This window comes from Massilia sp. UBA6681, assembly GCF_002454935.1.
In the GTDB taxonomy this organism is placed as follows: Bacteria; Pseudomonadota; Gammaproteobacteria; order Burkholderiales; family Burkholderiaceae_D; genus Telluria; species Telluria varians.
In genome coordinates this window covers 62,398-77,614 of the sequence record NZ_DKJX01000069.1, presented here as the reverse complement: position 1 = coordinate 77,614, position 15,217 = coordinate 62,398, and the positions used below count along the sequence as shown (strand labels likewise).

The window sequence follows — 15,217 nt, the reverse complement described above, 5'->3', positions numbered from 1 at the left end:
GTCAATTCGTAAAACTTGCAGTTGAGCATATTTACAACAGCCGGCCCGCGTCAGGCTGCTGTAAGGCCCGGATGCCTTACGCTTGCTACACTTTCATCTTTACCAGCCAGGATCCGCGTATGCACGACCTCTTGTTTCCCGGTTTTCGCCCTTTTACCGCCGTGACCGACGACGGCATCACGATCGCCGGCGTGAGCGGCGGCGCCGGTGCGCCGCTCCTGCTGCTGCACGGCCACCCGCAGACCCACGCGATCTGGCACAAGGTGGCGCCGCTTCTTGCGCAGCACTTCACCGTGGTCGCCTGCGACCTGCGCGGCTATGGCGACTCCTCCAAGCCGCAAGGGGCACCCGACCACGCCAACTACAGCAAGCGGGTCATGGCCGCCGACATGCTGGCAAGCATGCGCCATCTCGGCTTCGAACGCTTTCGCGTCATGGCGCACGACCGCGGTGCGCGCGTGGCGCACCGCCTGGTCGCGGACCATCCGCAGGCCGTGGAGCGCGCGGTGCTGCTGGACATCGCGCCGACGCTGGCCATGTACGAAGGCGCCACGGAGGCCTTCGCGCGCGCCTACTGGCACTGGTTTTTCCTGATCCAGCCGGCGCCGCTGCCGGAGCGCCTGATCGAGGCCGACCCGGGCGCCTACCTGCGCGACGTGATGGGCCGGCGCAGCGCGGGCCTGGCGCCCTTCGATGCGCGCGCGCTGGCCGAGTACGCGCGCTGCCTGTCCTTGCCCGGCACGGCGCACGGCATCTGCGAGGATTACCGGGCTGCGGCCGGCATCGACCTGGAACACGACCGGGCCGACCGCGCCGCCGGGCGGCGCATCGAGACGCCGCTGCTGGCCCTGTGGGGCGCGCAAGGGGTGGTGCAGCGCTGCTTCGATCCGCTGCCGGAGTGGCGCAAGGTGGCGACGCAGGTCGAGGGCGAAGCCCTGGACTGCGGCCACTACATCCCGGAGGAAGCGCCCGATGCGCTGCTGGCGCGGGCGCTGCCGTTCCTGTCGGAGTGATGGTTCAGGCGCGCGCCACGCCCAAAAACACGTCCCTATAATCCTCGGCGCAGGACCGCGCGCCTGGATTCGCGGCCCTGTGCACGATGCGCGATGGGCCGGTACGCTCTTCGCCGGCAAAGTTCCCTCCATCACTTTGATCGGCACCATATGGACCGCACAGATGAGGACTTGTTTGCATCGACCGGCGACGGCACCGAGCCGCGCCGGCTGCTGGGTTTACGTCAGGCAGTTGCCCTGATCGTCGGCGTGGTCATCGGCGCCGGCATCTTCAAGTCGCCTTCCATCGTTGCCGGCCTCAGCGGCAGTGCCGACTGGATGTTCGCCATGTGGATCCTGGGCGGCCTGGTCTCGCTGGTGGGCGCCCTGTGCTATTCCGAACTCACCACCGCCTACCCGCATCCGGGAGGCGACTACCATTTCCTGCACCGCGCCTACGGCCGCGCCACCGCCTTCCTGTTCGGCTGGGCCCGCTTCGCCGTCATCACCACCGGGTCGATCGCACTGCTGGCCTTCGTGTTCGGCGACTACATGCAGCAGGCCGTGCCGCTCAGCTTCCTGCCCGAGGGCTGGGGCGCCACCGCCTACGCCTGCGCGGTGATCGTCGTGCTGTCGCTGCTCAACCTGCAGGGCTTGCGTGCCGGCGCCGGCGCCCAGATGTGGCTGACGCTGGCCGAGATCGGAGGCCTCCTGCTATTGGTGGCCGCGGCCGCCTTCTTCACCGACGGCGCCCCGGCCGCGGCGCCGGCGCTTGCCACGACGGACGCGGCGGCGCCGGTCTCGTTCGGCATGGCCATGGTCTTCGTCCTGCTCACCTACGGCGGCTGGAACGAGGCGGCCTACATCAGCGCCGAGATCCGCGGCGGCGGCGCCAGCATGGTGCGCGCCCTCACCTTGTCGATCCTGATCATCACGACCCTCTACCTGATGGTCACCTGGGCCTGCCTGCAGGTGCTGGGCATGCAGGGCATGGCCAGCTCCGAGGCACTGGCGGCCGACGTCATGGGAATCGCCTTCGGCGCCTCCGGGGAAAAAGTGATTTCGATCCTGGTCGCGATCTCGGCGCTGACCTCGATCAATGCCACCATGATCGTCGGGGCCCGCACCGGCTTCGCCATGGGCCGCGACTGGCGCTCGCTGCGCAAACTCGGCCGGTGGAACGACGCCAACAGCACCCCGACGGTGGCGATGTCGATCCAGTGCGCCGCCGCCCTGGTGCTGGTCGGCATCGGGGTCGCCTTCGGCAGCGGCTTCAAGGCCATGGTCGAGTTCACCGCGCCGGTGTTCTGGCTGTTCTTCCTGCTCAGCGGCGTGTCGCTGTTCGTGCTGCGCCGGCGCGAGCCCGACCTGCCGCGTCCGTTCCGGGTGCCGCTGTATCCCCTGCTGCCCCTGCTGTTCTGCGCCACCTGCGCCTACATGCTCTGGTCCAGCCTGTCCTAAGTGTACAGCCAGTCGCTCGGCGGGCTGAACGCGGCCTGGATCGGGGTGGCCGTGCTTGCCAGCGGATCGCTGCTGCTGCTTTTCCTCGACCGCAAGGATGGCCTTGACGCTGCCAAGACAAGATCCGTTCCCTGACCAAGTAACTGAGCCACCTGAAGGAGTCCACATGCAAACCGACGAACGCCGCCGTACCCTGCTGCTGTCCGCCGCCGCCGCGGGCACCATCCTGCTGCCGACCCGCGCGCACGCGCAAGCCCTGGCCGAGCCAGAGCGCCTGGACGTACCCTACGTGCCCACGCCCCAGGAAGTGGTCGACCGCATGCTCGAGATGGGCAAGGTCGGCAAGAGCGACGTGCTGTACGACCTCGGCTGCGGCGACGGCCGCATCGTCGTGACGGCGGCCAAGAACCGCGGCGCGCGCGGCACCGGCATCGACCTCAATCCGGTGCGCATCGCCGAGGCGAAGGAGAATGCGAAGACCGCCGGCGTGGCCGACCGCGTCAACTTCAAGGTGGGCGACCTGTTCCAGGCGGACGTGTCGCCGGCCACCGTGGTGACGCTCTACCTGCTGCCGTCGGTGAACGTCAAGCTGCGGCCGCGCCTGTGGCAGCAGCTCAAGGTCGGCACCCGCGTGGTGTCGCATGCCTTCGACATGGGACCGGAATGGCCGCCCGAGAAGAAGGACGAAGTGGACGGCCGCACCATCTATTTCTGGACCATCACCCAGGCCAACAAGAAAGCCGTGAAGGCCTGAACGGGCGAGCGCTAGCCGGTCAGGGGCTGGTAGCCGCCGTTGCCGCAGCTTGCGGCGGCACCCGAAGGGTTTCGCCGATGCGCAGCACGCCGAAGGCTTCCTCGCTCACGCCCTGGGCCTGGCGCGCGATCGCGAGGTCGCGCGGCGCCTGGTCGATGCGTTCCTGGCCCATCGGGAAGGTGCCCCAGTGCATGCCCACGCTGCGCCGCACGCCCAGCTCGCGGTGGATGCGGACCGCCTCGTCGGGGCTGACGTGCGAATTGCGGTACCACACCGGCTGGTAGGCGCCGATCCCGATCGCGGCCAGGTCGAAGCCTTCGGGATAGCGGGCGGCGATGTCCTGGATGTCCTTCGAATAGCCCAGGTCGCCCGAGAAGAAGAAGGAGAAGCCGGGACGGGTCACGGCCCAGGCGCCCCACAGGGTTTCGTTGCGGTCGTACAGGCCGCGCGCCGACCAGTGGTGGACCGGCAGGAACTGCAGTTCCAGGCCGCGCAAGCTGGCCTTGTCCCACCAGTCGAAGCGGACGATGCGCGAGCGGTCGCCCTCGGTCACGTGCCGCGCCAGCCACAGGTCCACGCCGAGCGGCGCGTACAGCATGGGCGCGCCGCCCTTCTGCCGGTACAGCGCGCGCAGCGATGCCAGCGACAGGTGGTCGTAGTGCGAATGGCTGATCAGCACCGCATCGATATGCGGCAGCGCCGCGAGGGCCACGCCCGGCGCCTGCTGGCGCTTCGGCCCGGCGAAGGACAGGGGCGAAGCGCGCTCGTCGAACACCGGGTCGAGCAGGATGTTCACGCCGTTACCGGTCTGCAGCAGGAAAGTCGCGTGGCCGATCCAGATGAGCGCCGGCTCGGTCTTGTTCGCATGGATGTAGCCCAGGTCGGCCGCCACCGTCGGCACCGGCGCCAGGGGCAGGCGTTCCGAGCCGTCCGAGGTCCAGTTCCTGATGCGCCCGGCCCAGCCCTCGAAGAAGCCGACTTTCGGCCGCTGGTAGGCGGGGTTCGGCGGGTAGTTGTTGGCGAAGCCCTCGGGCCGGTGATGCGGCTTGCTCGCGTCATAGTAGGGATTGACTTGCGCACAGCCTGCAAGCAGGGAGGCGGCAAGGACGGCGCCCGGCAGGGCAAGGCGGACTGGCAGGGGCATGAAGGAGGTGAACGCTTGAAAAAGACGAGTATAAGGGAATGCGTGGGATGCCTCCGGCGCAGTAGCGGAAGCGTCCCGGGCAGTGCAAACAAGATTTGCACATAGCGGCCTGGGTGCAAATAAAATTTGCATAAGAGGCAACAAATGCACATGCCGTACGCTGCGCGAGAATGGCGATCCCCATTTTGCCATTTCCTTATTGTTGCCCAGGATGTAAGCTACAGGGCCCAGCGCGAACGCTGGCGGCGCCCGCGGCCCATCCACCGCCCCGGGTGCGCCCGTCTGGCCACAAGCGGGACGTCCCGTGCGCATCCGCTGTCATTCTGCTACCGTAGGAAGGCAGCGGCGGCGCATCAGCCCGGCACCAGGTGCCGGAGCGACAGCGACCTCTTTAACTTTTCCGGCACCTTATTTGGCTGTTCACTATGACTTCTTCGACCGACCTTGACAACGCGCTTCCCCTCGACATGATCATCTTCGGCGGCATGGGCGACCTGGCGATGCGCAAACTGCTTCCCGCGCTCTACATGGCCTACCTGCACGGCAACCTGCCGGGGCAGACCCGCATCATCTCGACCGGGCGCCAGGAGTTCGACCGCGATGCCTATCTCCGCTTCGTCGAAGAGAATTCGCGCTCCTTCATCGCAGCAGCCAACTTCAACGAGAAGACCTGGGACGGCTTCCTGCAGCTGCTCGAATACGTGCGCCTCGACGTCCAGGCCGCCCCCGACTTCAGCGCCCTGGCGGCGGCGGCCCACCCGGGCGCGCAGCGCGTGTTCTACCTCTCCACGGCGCCGGCCCTGTTCACCACCATCTGCGCCAAGCTGGCCGACGCCGGCCTGGTGGACGCCAAGGCGCGCGTGGTGCTGGAAAAGCCGCTGGGACAGGACCTCGAGTCCGCCATCGAGATCAACGAAGCGGTCGGCAAGCACTTCGCCGAATCGCAGATCTACCGCATCGACCACTACCTCGGCAAGGAGACCGTGCAGAACCTGATGGTGCTGCGCTTCGGGAACTCGATCCTGGAACCGCTGTGGCGCGCGCCGAACATCTCGAGCGTGCAGATCACGGTGGCCGAGGAAGTCGGCGTCGGCAGCCGGGCCGGCTTCTACGACAGCACCGGCGCGATGCGCGACATGGTCCAGAACCACCTGCTGCAGCTGCTGTGCATCGTCGCCATGGAGCCGCCTACCTCCCTGTCGCCGGACGCGGTGCGCGACGAGAAGCTCAAGGTGCTGCGCTCGCTGCGCCGCCTCACGCTGGCCGACATCGCGCGCGACACGGTGCGCGGCCAGTACGTGCACGGCGTCAGCGGCAACCAGGAAGTGAGCGGCTATCTCGAGGAAAAGAACGTCCCCGCGGACAGCAAGACCGAGACCTTCGTGGCCCTGCGCGCCCACGTCGACACCTGGCGCTGGTCCAAGGTGCCTTTCTACTTGCGCACCGGCAAGCGCATGGCGCGCCGCTCCTCGAAGATCGTGGTGGAATTCGCCAATCCGCCCTTCCCGCTGTTCCCCGACATGCCGGGCGGCGTCGCCAACCGCCTCGTGATCGAGCTGCAGCCGGAAGAAGCGATCAAGCTGCAGATCATGGCCAAGCAGCCCGGCAGCGGCATGCAGATGCAGCAGGTGGCCCTGAACCTCGACCTGCAGTCGGCATTTCAACAGCGCCGTGCGGAAGCCTACGAGCGCCTGCTGATCGACGTGGTGCGCGGCCGCCTGACCCACTTCATGCGCCGCGACGAGCTGGAGGCCGCCTGGGCCTGGGCCGACCCGATCATCGAAGGCTGGAGCACGCTGGGCGAGAAGCCGCATCCGTATGCGGCCGGTTCCTGGGGACCGGCGGAAGCCTTCGCGCTGCTGGCGCGCGACGGCTTTGCCTGGGTCGAGTAAACCCTAGGACGGCAAGGACCTGCGCCGCGCGCGCAGGATCCACGCATACAGCAAGCCATTGATGACGAGCACGCCGGCCGCCAGCCCCAGCTGCAGGCCGCGCGTCATTTCCCCCGGATAAATCAGCGGCAACAGATAATGATCGATGAACCCGCCGCTGTAGCCGGACTCTCCAGCCAGCAGGCGCATCCGGTTCTCCACATGGGTCAGCGGACAGACCGCGCCCAGCACCTCGATGCCGAAGCCCCAGGCGGCGGCCGCCAGGTGCACCGGCAGCAGGCGCGGCCGGCGCAGCACCAGCAAGGCGCCGAACACGACGAACAGGATGAAACCGAGGTGCACCAGCAGCACCGCATCCGCAAGGAAACGATAGACCATGCTTGAACGGTCTTCCAGGAAACGATCTAGACGAGCAGTTTAATACGCCGCAAGGCCCCATGCCATTCGACGCTTGCGCGATTGAAGCCGCGCGCAAGGCGGCGTACAGTTGCTGGTCTTCGAACCCATTGAAAACACCATGCACGCCTTGACTCCGCAAGCCCTTGCCCTGCCCTCGTTTGCTTCGCTCGGAGCAAATCTACTCAAGAACATGGACCGCAGCCGCCAGGCGCGCGGCAAGCTGCTGGATCGCGCCGGCTACGGTCCGCAGGAAACCCCGTTCACGGTCCTGCACAGCGAACCGGGCCTGAACCTGCGCCGCTTCGGTGGCGCCGGCGCGGACGGCCCCGCCGTGCTGCTCGTCCCCGCGCCCATCAAGCGTTCCTACATCTGGGACCTGGCGCCCGAGATCAGCGTCGTGCGGCGCTGGATGGAGGGAGGCTACCAGGTCTACCAGGCCGAGTGGACGCCGCTTCCCGACGACGGCGAAGACGAGGGCTTCGGCCTGGACGACTACGGCGACCGCCTGCTGGCCGCCTGCCAGCGCGCCATCGAGATTGATAGCGGCAAGGCCAGCTTGAGCATCGCCGGCCATTCGCTGGGCGGCATCCTGGCGGCGATCTACAGCTGCCTGCACCCGGACCGGGTCGATGCCACGGTGCTGCTGGAATCGCCCCTGCATGTCGAGAAGTCATCCTGCTGCTTCACGCCGCTGATCGACGCTACGGCGCATGCGCGCCCGATCGCGGACGCCTTCCGCCAGGTGCCGGGCGTATTCCTGAACATGATGAGCGCCATCGCCGAGCCGCATGCCTTCCAGTACGAGCGCATGATGGACCGCTGGCTGTCGCTCGCCAACCCCCAACTGCTTGCCACCCACATGCGGGTGGAGCGCTGGACGCACGACGAATTCCCCTTGCCGGGCCGGCTGTTCACCGAACTGGTCGAGCAGCTCTACCGCAAGGACGAGTTCATGCAGGGCAAGCTGCGCATCGGCGCGCGGAGTATCGGTCCGCAAGACCTGCGCGCGCCCCTGCTCAGCGTGCTCGACCCGCGCAGCAAGCTGATTCCCGAGGCCTCGATGCGTCCCTTCCACGAGGCCGCGGGGAGCGAGCGCAAGTGCCTGCTGCACTACGAGGGCGACGTTGGCGTCAACCTGCAGCACGTGGGCGTGCTGGTCGGGAACAGCGCCCATGCGCGCATCTGGCCGGCGATCTTCGACTGGCTCGCTGGCGCACGGAAAACTCAATAGCGCGGACGCGCTCAGGGCCGCCAGCGCAGCTGCAGGCGGACCTCCTCTTCGGTTTCGACGGTAAAGCCCAGCGCCGCGTACAGGCGGCGCGCACCCAGGTTGTCGGTGCGCACCGCCAGCATCAGGTCGCGTCCCTCCTGCGCTGCCCGGCGCTGCAGGCGGCGCAGCGCCTCGCCGGCGACGCCGCGCCCGCGCGCGTCTGGCATGACGGCGATATCGACCACCCGGACCGCCCCCGGCACGCTCGCCGTCACCAGGCGGCCCACCGGCACGCCGTCCAGTTCCAGCACCTCGTATACCGCCTCGGGATAGCTGCTGCGGTAGCCGGCCACCTGCATCTGCCGCTGCATGGCGACGATGCCGTCGATGTAGCGCGGATCGGCGAGCAGGCCCAGCAGGTCGTCGCGGGTGGAGCGGTACAGCGCCAGGAAGAAGTCCTCGTCGGACGGCAGGGCGGGACGGATGTGCAGGGCGGCAAGCGACATGGCGGGAAGGCTGGGCATGGTGGATGTTTCCGGGCAGTATATCTGGTAGCGGACTCGGCCACAGGCGCACGCAATCTGCGCTACCATGCCGGGCATTCTCCCGCCATCACGAACCAAGGATCCACGTGTTACCCGTACTCGCTCTCGACGTGGGAGCCGCCATCAAGACCCTGGTGCTGACCCTCGACCTGTTCGGCACCTTCGTCTTCGCCCTCAGCGGCGCCATCGCCGGCGCCCGCCGCCGCCTCGACATCTTCGGGGTGCTGGTGCTGTCCTTCGTTGCCGCCAACTCGGGCGGCATCGTGCGCGACCTCCTGATCGGCGCGACCCCGCCGGCCGCGATCCGGGACTGGCGCTACATGGCCGTGTCCTTGCTGGCCGGGCTGGTCATCTTCTTCTGGTATCCGATCGTCAACCGACTGCGCAATCCGGTGCTGATCTTCGACGGCGCCGGCCTGGCGCTGTTCTGCGTGGCCGGGGCGCAAAAGGCGCTGGTGTTCGGCGCCGACCCATGGGCGGCCGCCCTGCTCGGCATGTTGACCGGCATCGGCGGCGGCGTCGCCCGCGACGTGCTGCTCAACGACGTACCGGCAGTATTCCGCTCCGACATCTACGCGGTCGCCGCGCTGGCCGGCGCCAGCGTCGTCGTCCTCGGCGACGCGCTGCAATGGGCCGCCGCCCCTACTGCCATCGCCGGCGCCGCGCTGTGCTTCGGCCTGCGCCTGGCGGCGATCCGCTTCGGCTGGCACCTGCCGACCGCGCGCCACCCCGACCAGCCCGACGACGAAGCGAAGGACCCGAAGCACGGCGAATACCGCTGAGTGGCCAGTTCCCGGTAGCCACCATCGCGGAGCTCGTGAACCAGCATCACGCGAACGTCTACGGCAAGGCCTCGGTCGGTTCGCCGCCGATGTAGGCGTGACTGGCGTAGTGCCTACTACGGTGCCGTCCGGCTCTTGAGGTACAGCTCGATCAGCGCGTTCACCTGGGACGCGTCGCCCGCACGCCGCGTCTTGAGGCTTTCCACACGCTGCGGTGTCGGCTGGCCGTTGATCCAGTCGTCGAAATCCTCGCTTCCGAGGATCTGCAGCCAGTCTGGGTGGGCGCGCGCGAACGAGGCAACCCGTTCGAGCGAGGTCACCACCACCCGATCAAAGGCTGGCCCGGTGGCGACGATGCCGTAGTCGCGGCAGAAGCGCGCCAGCCACTTGAGGGTCACCGGACCGACGATGCCGTCGCCGAGCGGGCGCCCGGTGGCGCCGGCATCGCTCCTGAACTCGGGGACGGCGGCATAGATGACGGCCAGGTGCTGCTGGATCAGCTGGCTGCCGGCGGCATCGTATTGGCGGAACACGCGCGCCGCCTCGGGCGTCGCCAGGCGGCGCGGCAAAGCCGCCTCGGCGGAGTCGAACCCGGCGATACGCTTGGGCGGCGTGGCGCCGGCGGATGCCTCCCGCGCATTCGTTGCTTCCTGCGCGGCCCCGCCGCCTCCGATGAGCAGCAGCGCAGCCGCCATGGCGCGACCGATGATGGCAAACGGCTTCATGTCAGAACGTCTTTCCTTCCTTGATCATCTTCTTGCGGATTGCCTGCAGCAACTCGCCTTGGTCAAGGTGAGCGCGGCCGCCTCGCGGCAAAGATAGGTACCGCGTTGACTCCGGTTCGCCTGCAAACGCGCGTTCGGAAGAGCAACAATAGTGCATTGAACGAAAGAAAATTTCTACTGGTTTTCTAAAAAACTGTTTGCGCCAGGTGGCCAGAAATCCAGATGTCACCATCAGCGCCAGAAAACCACATTGAAGGCGTCCTTGCGCGCCAGCCTTACTCCAAAGCCCGGTTGCGTGATTCCAGGTCCACGCACAGGATCGCCAATGCCGCAAGGAGCAGGAAGCCGGCCAGCATTCCCAGCGCGAGCGTGAAATGGGTCGCCATTACCGGCGCGACGATCGCCGGCGCGAACAGGCCCCCGAACCGGGCAATCGCCCCGGCCGTGCCCATGCCGCTGGCGCGCAGGTCGGTCGGGTACACCTCGGGCGTGAACGCATACAGCGCGCCCCAGGTGCCCAGCAGCGCAAAGCTCATCAGGAGGGTGGATCCGACCACCAGCCAGGTGGCGTTGCCCAGGCTGTAGGCCATGCAGCCGGCGGCGCTCAGGAGCAGGAAGCCGACCAGGGTCGGCTTGCGTCCCCAGCGCTCCACGCCATAGGCCGACAGCGCAAAGCCCGGCAGCTGCACCAGCGCCAGCAGGATCAGGAATTCCTGTCCGCGCATGAAGCCGAATCCCTCGCTGCTCAAGCGCACCGGCAGGTAGACGAACACGCCATAGTAGGCGACCGAGATCAGCATCCACGCCAGGAACAGCGAGACGCTGCGGCGCCGCAGCGTGCCGGCGAACAGCGCCGACAGCGGCTGCTTGCCGCCGGTGTCCGGCGCCAGCGGCGGAATCTCGACCTGGCGGCCGTTCACCGCGGCCACCCGCGCCAGCACAGCGCGGGCCTGCTGCCCCTTGCCGCTGCGGTTGAGGTACATGGGCGACTCGGGCACGAACAGGCGCAGAACAACGCCGATGAGCGCCGGCAGGCCGGTGACCAGGAAGATCAGGCGCCAGGCATCCTCACCCCGTTGCTGCGCCACCAGGGCCAGGATGGCCAGCAGGATGGTGCCGACAGCCCAGAAGGATTCGAGCAGCACCAGCCAGCGGCCGCGCCGGTCGCTGGGCAGGAATTCGGCCATCATCGTGTAGTCCACCGGCAGGGTGCCACCGACACCGACGCCGGTCAAAAAGCGCAGCACCAGCAGCCAGCCCAGGTCGGGCGCGAAGCTTGATGCCACGCCGAAACAGGCATCGATCAGCACCGCCGCCATCAGCACCGGCCGGCGCCCGATGCGGTCCGCGAGGCGGCCGAAGCAGAAGGCGCCGACCAGCATCCCCACGAAGAACCAGGTCCCGGTCTGCAGCGTTTCCGGCAGCGGCACGCCGAAGGTCTGCGCAATCGACGGTGCGCTGAAGCCGATCGACAGCACCTGCATGGCGTCGGCCATCCAGACCAGGCCGAAGATGGCGAACAGCCGGTACTGGAAGCGGCCGACGCCGGCCGCCTGGATACCCTGCTCAACTGTCGCCGTCATCGTGGACATCGTCGTTTCCCCTCTCATGCTCGGAGTGTGCAAGAAGAATCCATGGCGAACCGTGCAATGGAAAACACTGGGACGAAAAAAATGCCTGCGAAGCAGGCATTCCGGGGAGGACGCTCGGGATCTTACACGCCGACCATCGAAACGGCCTTGGTGTTCAGGTAGGACTCCAGGGCTTCCGGACCACCCTCGGAGCCATAGCCCGAATCCTTGATGCCGCCGAAAGGCAGCTCGGCGCTCGGGGTGGCCGGCTGGTTGATCCACAGCATGCCGACTGCGACACGGTTCATCAGCAGCTGGGCGTTCTTGATCGAACGGGTGAAGGCGTAACCGGCCAGGCCGTACGGCAGGCGGTTCGCTTCCGCGATGGCGTCTTCCAGGCTGTCGAAACCGCGCACCGCAGCCAGCGGGCCGAACGGCTCGTCGTTGAACACGCTCGCTTCCAAAGGCACGTCGGCCAGCACGGTCGGCGCGAAGAAGTTACCGGCGTCGCCGACGCGCTCGCCGCCGGTCGCGACGACGGCGCCCCTGGCGCGGGCATCTTCGACGAACTGCGCCATGGCGCTCAGGCGGCGCGGATTGGCCAGCGGGCCGAGGGTGGTGCCTTCTTGCAGGCCGTCGCCCAGCTTCAGGCCTTCGGCATGCGTTACCAGCGCGCGCGTGAATTCGTCCTTGATCGCGTTATGCACCAGGAAGCGGGTCGGCGAGATGCACACCTGGCCGGCATTGCGGAACTTGGCCGCACCGGCCGCCTTGACGGCGAGGGCCACGTCGGCATCCTCGGCGATGATGACCGGGGCATGGCCGCCCAGCTCCATGGTGACGCGCTTCATGTGGGCGCCGGCCAGGGCGGCCAGCTGCTTGCCGACCGGGGTCGAGCCGGTAAAGGTGACCTTGCGGATGATCGGGTGCGGGATCAGGTAGCCGGAGATCTCGGCCGGGTCGCCGAACACCAGGCCCACCACGCCGGGCGGCACGCCGGCATCGACGAAGCACTGGAACAGGGCCGCCGGCGAGGCCGGGGTCTCTTCCGGCGCCTTGCACAGGAAGGAGCAGCCGGTGGCCAGGGCGGCGGCCAGCTTGCGGACGACCTGGTTGATCGGGAAGTTCCACGGGGTGAAGGCGGCGACCGGGCCGACCGGCTCCTTCAGCACCAGCTGCTGGGCGGCCGGGTTGCGCGACGGCACGATACGGCCGTAGACGCGCATGCCTTCGGCCGCGAACCAGTCGATGATCTCGGCGCCGGCCATGGCTTCCATCTTGGCTTCGGCCAGCGGCTTGCCCTGCTCCTGGGTCAGCAGGCGGGCGATGTCGCCGGCGCGCTCGCGCAGCAGGTTCGCGGCGCGGCGCATGGTGGCGGCGCGCTCGGCGGCGGTAACGTTACGCCAGGTCTCGAAACCGGACTTGGCGGCGGCCAGGGCACGGTCCAGGTCGGCGACGCTGGCGTGGGCCACGGTGCCGATCGACTGGCCGGTGGCGGGATTCACGACCGGGATCGTCTTGCCGCCCGTGGCGTCTTGCCATTCGTTGGCGATGAGGAGTCGGGTATCGGGATAGCTGGAAGTCGTCATGAGCCTCAAGTCCTGTGTTGAATGAATCGTAAATCATGATGATAACCGTTGTTTGCTTGCCCTGCAGGCCGGCACGCCGGCACCGGCAAACCTTCGGGCCGGCGGCCAAAAAGAAAACCCGCCGAAGCGGGCTTGCTGCTCAGCGGGCCGATAGTTCTCAGAAACAATCGTATTGCCGATGGGTGATAAGCACAGTGCTTGTTAAAAACTGCCGGGTCTGGCACGGCGCAGGTATCTGCGCCGATTTCCCTTGTTAATCAGGATGATCACAATCAAGACGACTGCTGCAAAATGGTTGTCGTTAATCAGGGAGATAAGTTGAGTCAGGTTTTCGAGGTCAAACATGATGCTTCCTTTAAAAGATGGAATGACTCGCCGTGGGACAGCCGCAGGATGCTCCCGTGGTTGCTTTTTCCGCGAGCACATGTTCGACCAGCCCATTCCTCAGCAGTTGCCGCTACTCGGTGCCAAGCTGAGCCGTATCAATAGGACTCGGTAGGTCCCAGATTCCTGTCCTTAGATTGGAGGAAAGAGACAGACGGCAGATGACCAAGCTTAAGCCTGAGCAAAGACAGTGAGCCGCCACGTTTGATTCCATACAATCCCATGGAGCGGTAATGTCGAGCCAAAGGATGTCGGAAAGCTAATGGAAAGTGTCATCGTCTACACAGGGAAGGATTTGCGCCGGATGCGGGAGGAAGGCGGCTGCGGCCATTGGACCGCCAGCCCGATCCGCGTGGAGGCAGCCCAGTACCTGGTGTGCGTACGCAACCGCCGCGAGCAATGGGCCGCGATGGACCACGAGCATGGCGTGGCTTTCCTGATTGCGAAAATTACCGGCACCAAGCCTTCGATGCACGCGGCGAGGATCACGATTGAATTCGACAGCTATGCCTTGCTCGACATCCCCGATGCCTGGCAACTGCTGGCCAAGGGTCAGCGTTTTCCTGTCGCCTACATGGAAACCGCTGACCTGTTCACCAGGCTGGCGCTGAATCCGGACGAGCTGGCCTGGAAGCCTTTCATGACCAAGCCGGGCCCGGTCCAGCTACAGCTGGCCGATGCGCCTGTCCTGTCCGCCGGCGCCGCCGATCCGGGCCGGAGCAAGGCAGGAAGCTTTACCAACGCCATCGCCGAAGCCAAGCGCAAGCTGGCCGACTCCCTTGGCATAGCTTCCGAGAAGATCGAGATAACCATCCGCCTGTAAGGCAGCGGTTCAAGGCAGCGCCAGCACCGTGTGCGGCAATCCCGGCGTGTCGATGCGGAAGGCGAACAGGCCGCCCGCCAGCGGCTGCTCGCGGCGCTGCGCCGGCGTCAGCCCTTTCCAGGCGGTGGTCACATAGGCGGTGCGCAGGTCCGCGCCGCCGAAGGCCAGCTTGGTGATGTTCGTGCACGGGAACCCGACGCTGCCGACCAGCCGCCCCGCCGCCGTGTAGCGCTCGATCCGGCCGGCGCCGAACAGGGCGATCCACAGGTGCCCTTCGCGATCGACCGCCATGCCGTCCGGGCGGCTGCCTTCCGGCAGTTGCAGGAACACCCGCTTGCCGGCCAGGCTGCCGTCCTCGCGCAGCTCGAAGGCGTACACGCGGCGCAGCGGCGTGTCCGTGTGGTACAGGGTCTGGCCGTCCGGGCTGATGGCCGGGCCGTTGGTGATGATGTAGCCGGCGTCGGCGCGCGACAGGACGCCATCCCGACCAAGGCGGTACAGTGCGCCGCTCGGCGCGAGCTGGCCGTCGTCCATCGAACCGAACCAGAGGTTGCCGCCGACGTCCACGTGGCCATCATTGAAGCGGTTGCCCGGCACGTCGTCCTCGACCTTGCGCAGCGGCGCGAATTCGCCGCCGGCGTCATCGAAGCGGTACAGACCGTCTTCCAGCGCGCAGACCATGGCGCCGCCGGATGCCGGGACCACGAAGCCGGGCTGGCCGGGCGCCTCCCAGCTGCGCCGCTCGCTGCCATCGGCGGCGCAGCGGTGGATGCGCCGGCCCTTGATGTCGACGAACCAGACTGAACGCGTGGCGGCGTGCCAGAGCGCGCCCTCGCCCAGGTGGGCGCCGACGTCCCAGATGCATTCCGGTGTCATTGAAGCCATGGTCTTGAAAGTGGTGTCGCCGGTCATGCTCATCCAGGGTCGGGTTGATGGTGCGGAGGCG

16 protein-coding genes are annotated in these 15,217 nt (G+C 67.1%); 8 read left to right on the top strand and 8 right to left on the bottom strand.

The genetic code is table 11. The features are described from left to right. Nucleotides 1-119 precede the first annotated feature (119 nt). The 3 genes from B2R83_RS11230 (at nucleotide 120) to B2R83_RS11220 (ending at nucleotide 3,207) form a co-directional block, all read left to right on the top strand. Complete coding sequence (locus B2R83_RS11230) at nucleotides 120-1,013, top strand: alpha/beta fold hydrolase (protein WP_292041172.1); 894 nt, start codon at nucleotides 120-122, stop codon at nucleotides 1,011-1,013. A gap of 150 nt (nucleotides 1,014-1,163) precedes the next feature. After that, nucleotides 1,164-2,453 carry an APC family permease gene (locus B2R83_RS11225; protein ID WP_292041170.1) on the top strand — a complete coding sequence of 430 codons (1,290 nt, stop codon included), beginning with the start codon at nucleotides 1,164-1,166 and terminating at the stop codon, nucleotides 2,451-2,453. Between the two features lie 166 nt (nucleotides 2,454-2,619). Further along, entirely contained in the window at nucleotides 2,620-3,207 is a 588-nt protein-coding gene (locus B2R83_RS11220) for an SAM-dependent methyltransferase (protein ID WP_292041167.1), read from the top strand. A gap of 19 nt (nucleotides 3,208-3,226) precedes the next feature. On the opposite strand, the gene B2R83_RS11215 is transcribed toward B2R83_RS11220, so the two are convergent. Then, nucleotides 3,227-4,351 (bottom strand): MBL fold metallo-hydrolase, encoded by a 1,125-nt coding sequence (locus B2R83_RS11215; protein ID WP_292041164.1) that lies wholly within the window; start codon nucleotides 4,349-4,351, stop codon nucleotides 3,227-3,229. Nucleotides 4,352-4,776: 425 nt separating this feature from the next. Here B2R83_RS11215 and zwf point away from each other — a divergent pair, with 425 nt between their 5' ends. After that, complete coding sequence (gene zwf, locus B2R83_RS11210) at nucleotides 4,777-6,243, top strand: glucose-6-phosphate dehydrogenase (protein ID WP_292041162.1); 1,467 nt, start codon at nucleotides 4,777-4,779, stop codon at nucleotides 6,241-6,243. A 3-nt stretch (nucleotides 6,244-6,246) separates the two neighbouring features. Here zwf and B2R83_RS11205 read toward each other — a convergent pair whose 3' ends face one another. After that, nucleotides 6,247-6,621 (bottom strand): DUF2784 domain-containing protein, encoded by a 375-nt coding sequence (locus tag B2R83_RS11205; RefSeq protein WP_292041160.1) that lies wholly within the window; start codon nucleotides 6,619-6,621, stop codon nucleotides 6,247-6,249. A 139-nt stretch (nucleotides 6,622-6,760) separates the two neighbouring features. On the opposite strand from B2R83_RS11205, the gene B2R83_RS11200 reads away from it, so the two are divergent. Further along, nucleotides 6,761-7,873, top strand: coding sequence for an alpha/beta fold hydrolase (locus B2R83_RS11200; protein ID WP_292041158.1), 1,113 nt, complete (start codon nucleotides 6,761-6,763; stop codon nucleotides 7,871-7,873). Nucleotides 7,874-7,884: 11 nt separating this feature from the next. On the opposite strand, the gene B2R83_RS11195 is transcribed toward B2R83_RS11200, so the two are convergent. Further along, nucleotides 7,885-8,376, bottom strand: a complete 492-nt coding sequence (locus B2R83_RS11195) for a GNAT family N-acetyltransferase (RefSeq protein WP_292041156.1) — start codon at nucleotides 8,374-8,376, stop codon at nucleotides 7,885-7,887. A 107-nt stretch (nucleotides 8,377-8,483) separates the two neighbouring features. On the opposite strand from B2R83_RS11195, the gene B2R83_RS11190 reads away from it, so the two are divergent. Together B2R83_RS11190 and B2R83_RS23980 are read left to right on the top strand one after the other, a co-directional pair. After that, entirely contained in the window at nucleotides 8,484-9,179 is a 696-nt protein-coding gene (locus B2R83_RS11190; RefSeq protein WP_292041154.1) for a trimeric intracellular cation channel family protein, read from the top strand. Between the two features lie 35 nt (nucleotides 9,180-9,214). Then, nucleotides 9,215-9,274 (top strand): malate:quinone oxidoreductase, encoded by a 60-nt coding sequence (locus B2R83_RS23980; RefSeq protein ID WP_292041249.1) that lies wholly within the window; start codon nucleotides 9,215-9,217, stop codon nucleotides 9,272-9,274. 21 nt (nucleotides 9,275-9,295) lie between these two features. Here the strand turns inward: B2R83_RS23980 and B2R83_RS11180 are convergent, their stop codons facing one another. The 4 genes from B2R83_RS11180 to B2R83_RS11165 form a co-directional block, all read right to left on the bottom strand. Continuing rightward, entirely contained in the window at nucleotides 9,296-9,904 is a 609-nt protein-coding gene (locus B2R83_RS11180; protein WP_292041152.1) for a hypothetical protein, read from the bottom strand. A gap of 275 nt (nucleotides 9,905-10,179) precedes the next feature. Next, a complete protein-coding gene (locus B2R83_RS11175; RefSeq protein WP_292041149.1) occupies nucleotides 10,180-11,496 on the bottom strand; it encodes an MFS transporter in 1,317 nt (438 codons plus the stop codon). A 122-nt stretch (nucleotides 11,497-11,618) separates the two neighbouring features. After that, nucleotides 11,619-13,064 (bottom strand): NAD-dependent succinate-semialdehyde dehydrogenase, encoded by a 1,446-nt coding sequence (locus B2R83_RS11170; RefSeq protein WP_292041147.1) that lies wholly within the window; start codon nucleotides 13,062-13,064, stop codon nucleotides 11,619-11,621. 201 nt (nucleotides 13,065-13,265) lie between these two features. Continuing rightward, nucleotides 13,266-13,409 (bottom strand): hypothetical protein, encoded by a 144-nt coding sequence (locus B2R83_RS11165; RefSeq protein ID WP_292041145.1) that lies wholly within the window; start codon nucleotides 13,407-13,409, stop codon nucleotides 13,266-13,268. A gap of 301 nt (nucleotides 13,410-13,710) precedes the next feature. Here B2R83_RS11165 and B2R83_RS11160 point away from each other — a divergent pair, with 301 nt between their 5' ends. Then, nucleotides 13,711-14,271: a hypothetical protein gene (locus B2R83_RS11160; protein ID WP_292041143.1), complete on the top strand. Its 561-nt coding sequence runs from the start codon at nucleotides 13,711-13,713 to the stop codon at nucleotides 14,269-14,271. 9 nt (nucleotides 14,272-14,280) lie between these two features. On the opposite strand, the gene B2R83_RS11155 is transcribed toward B2R83_RS11160, so the two are convergent. Beyond that, the gene (locus B2R83_RS11155) at nucleotides 14,281-15,156 is read right to left on the bottom strand and encodes an SMP-30/gluconolactonase/LRE family protein (RefSeq protein ID WP_292041247.1); all 876 of its coding nucleotides are present in this window, start codon (nucleotides 15,154-15,156) and stop codon (nucleotides 14,281-14,283) included. Between the last annotated feature and the right edge of the window lie 61 nt (nucleotides 15,157-15,217).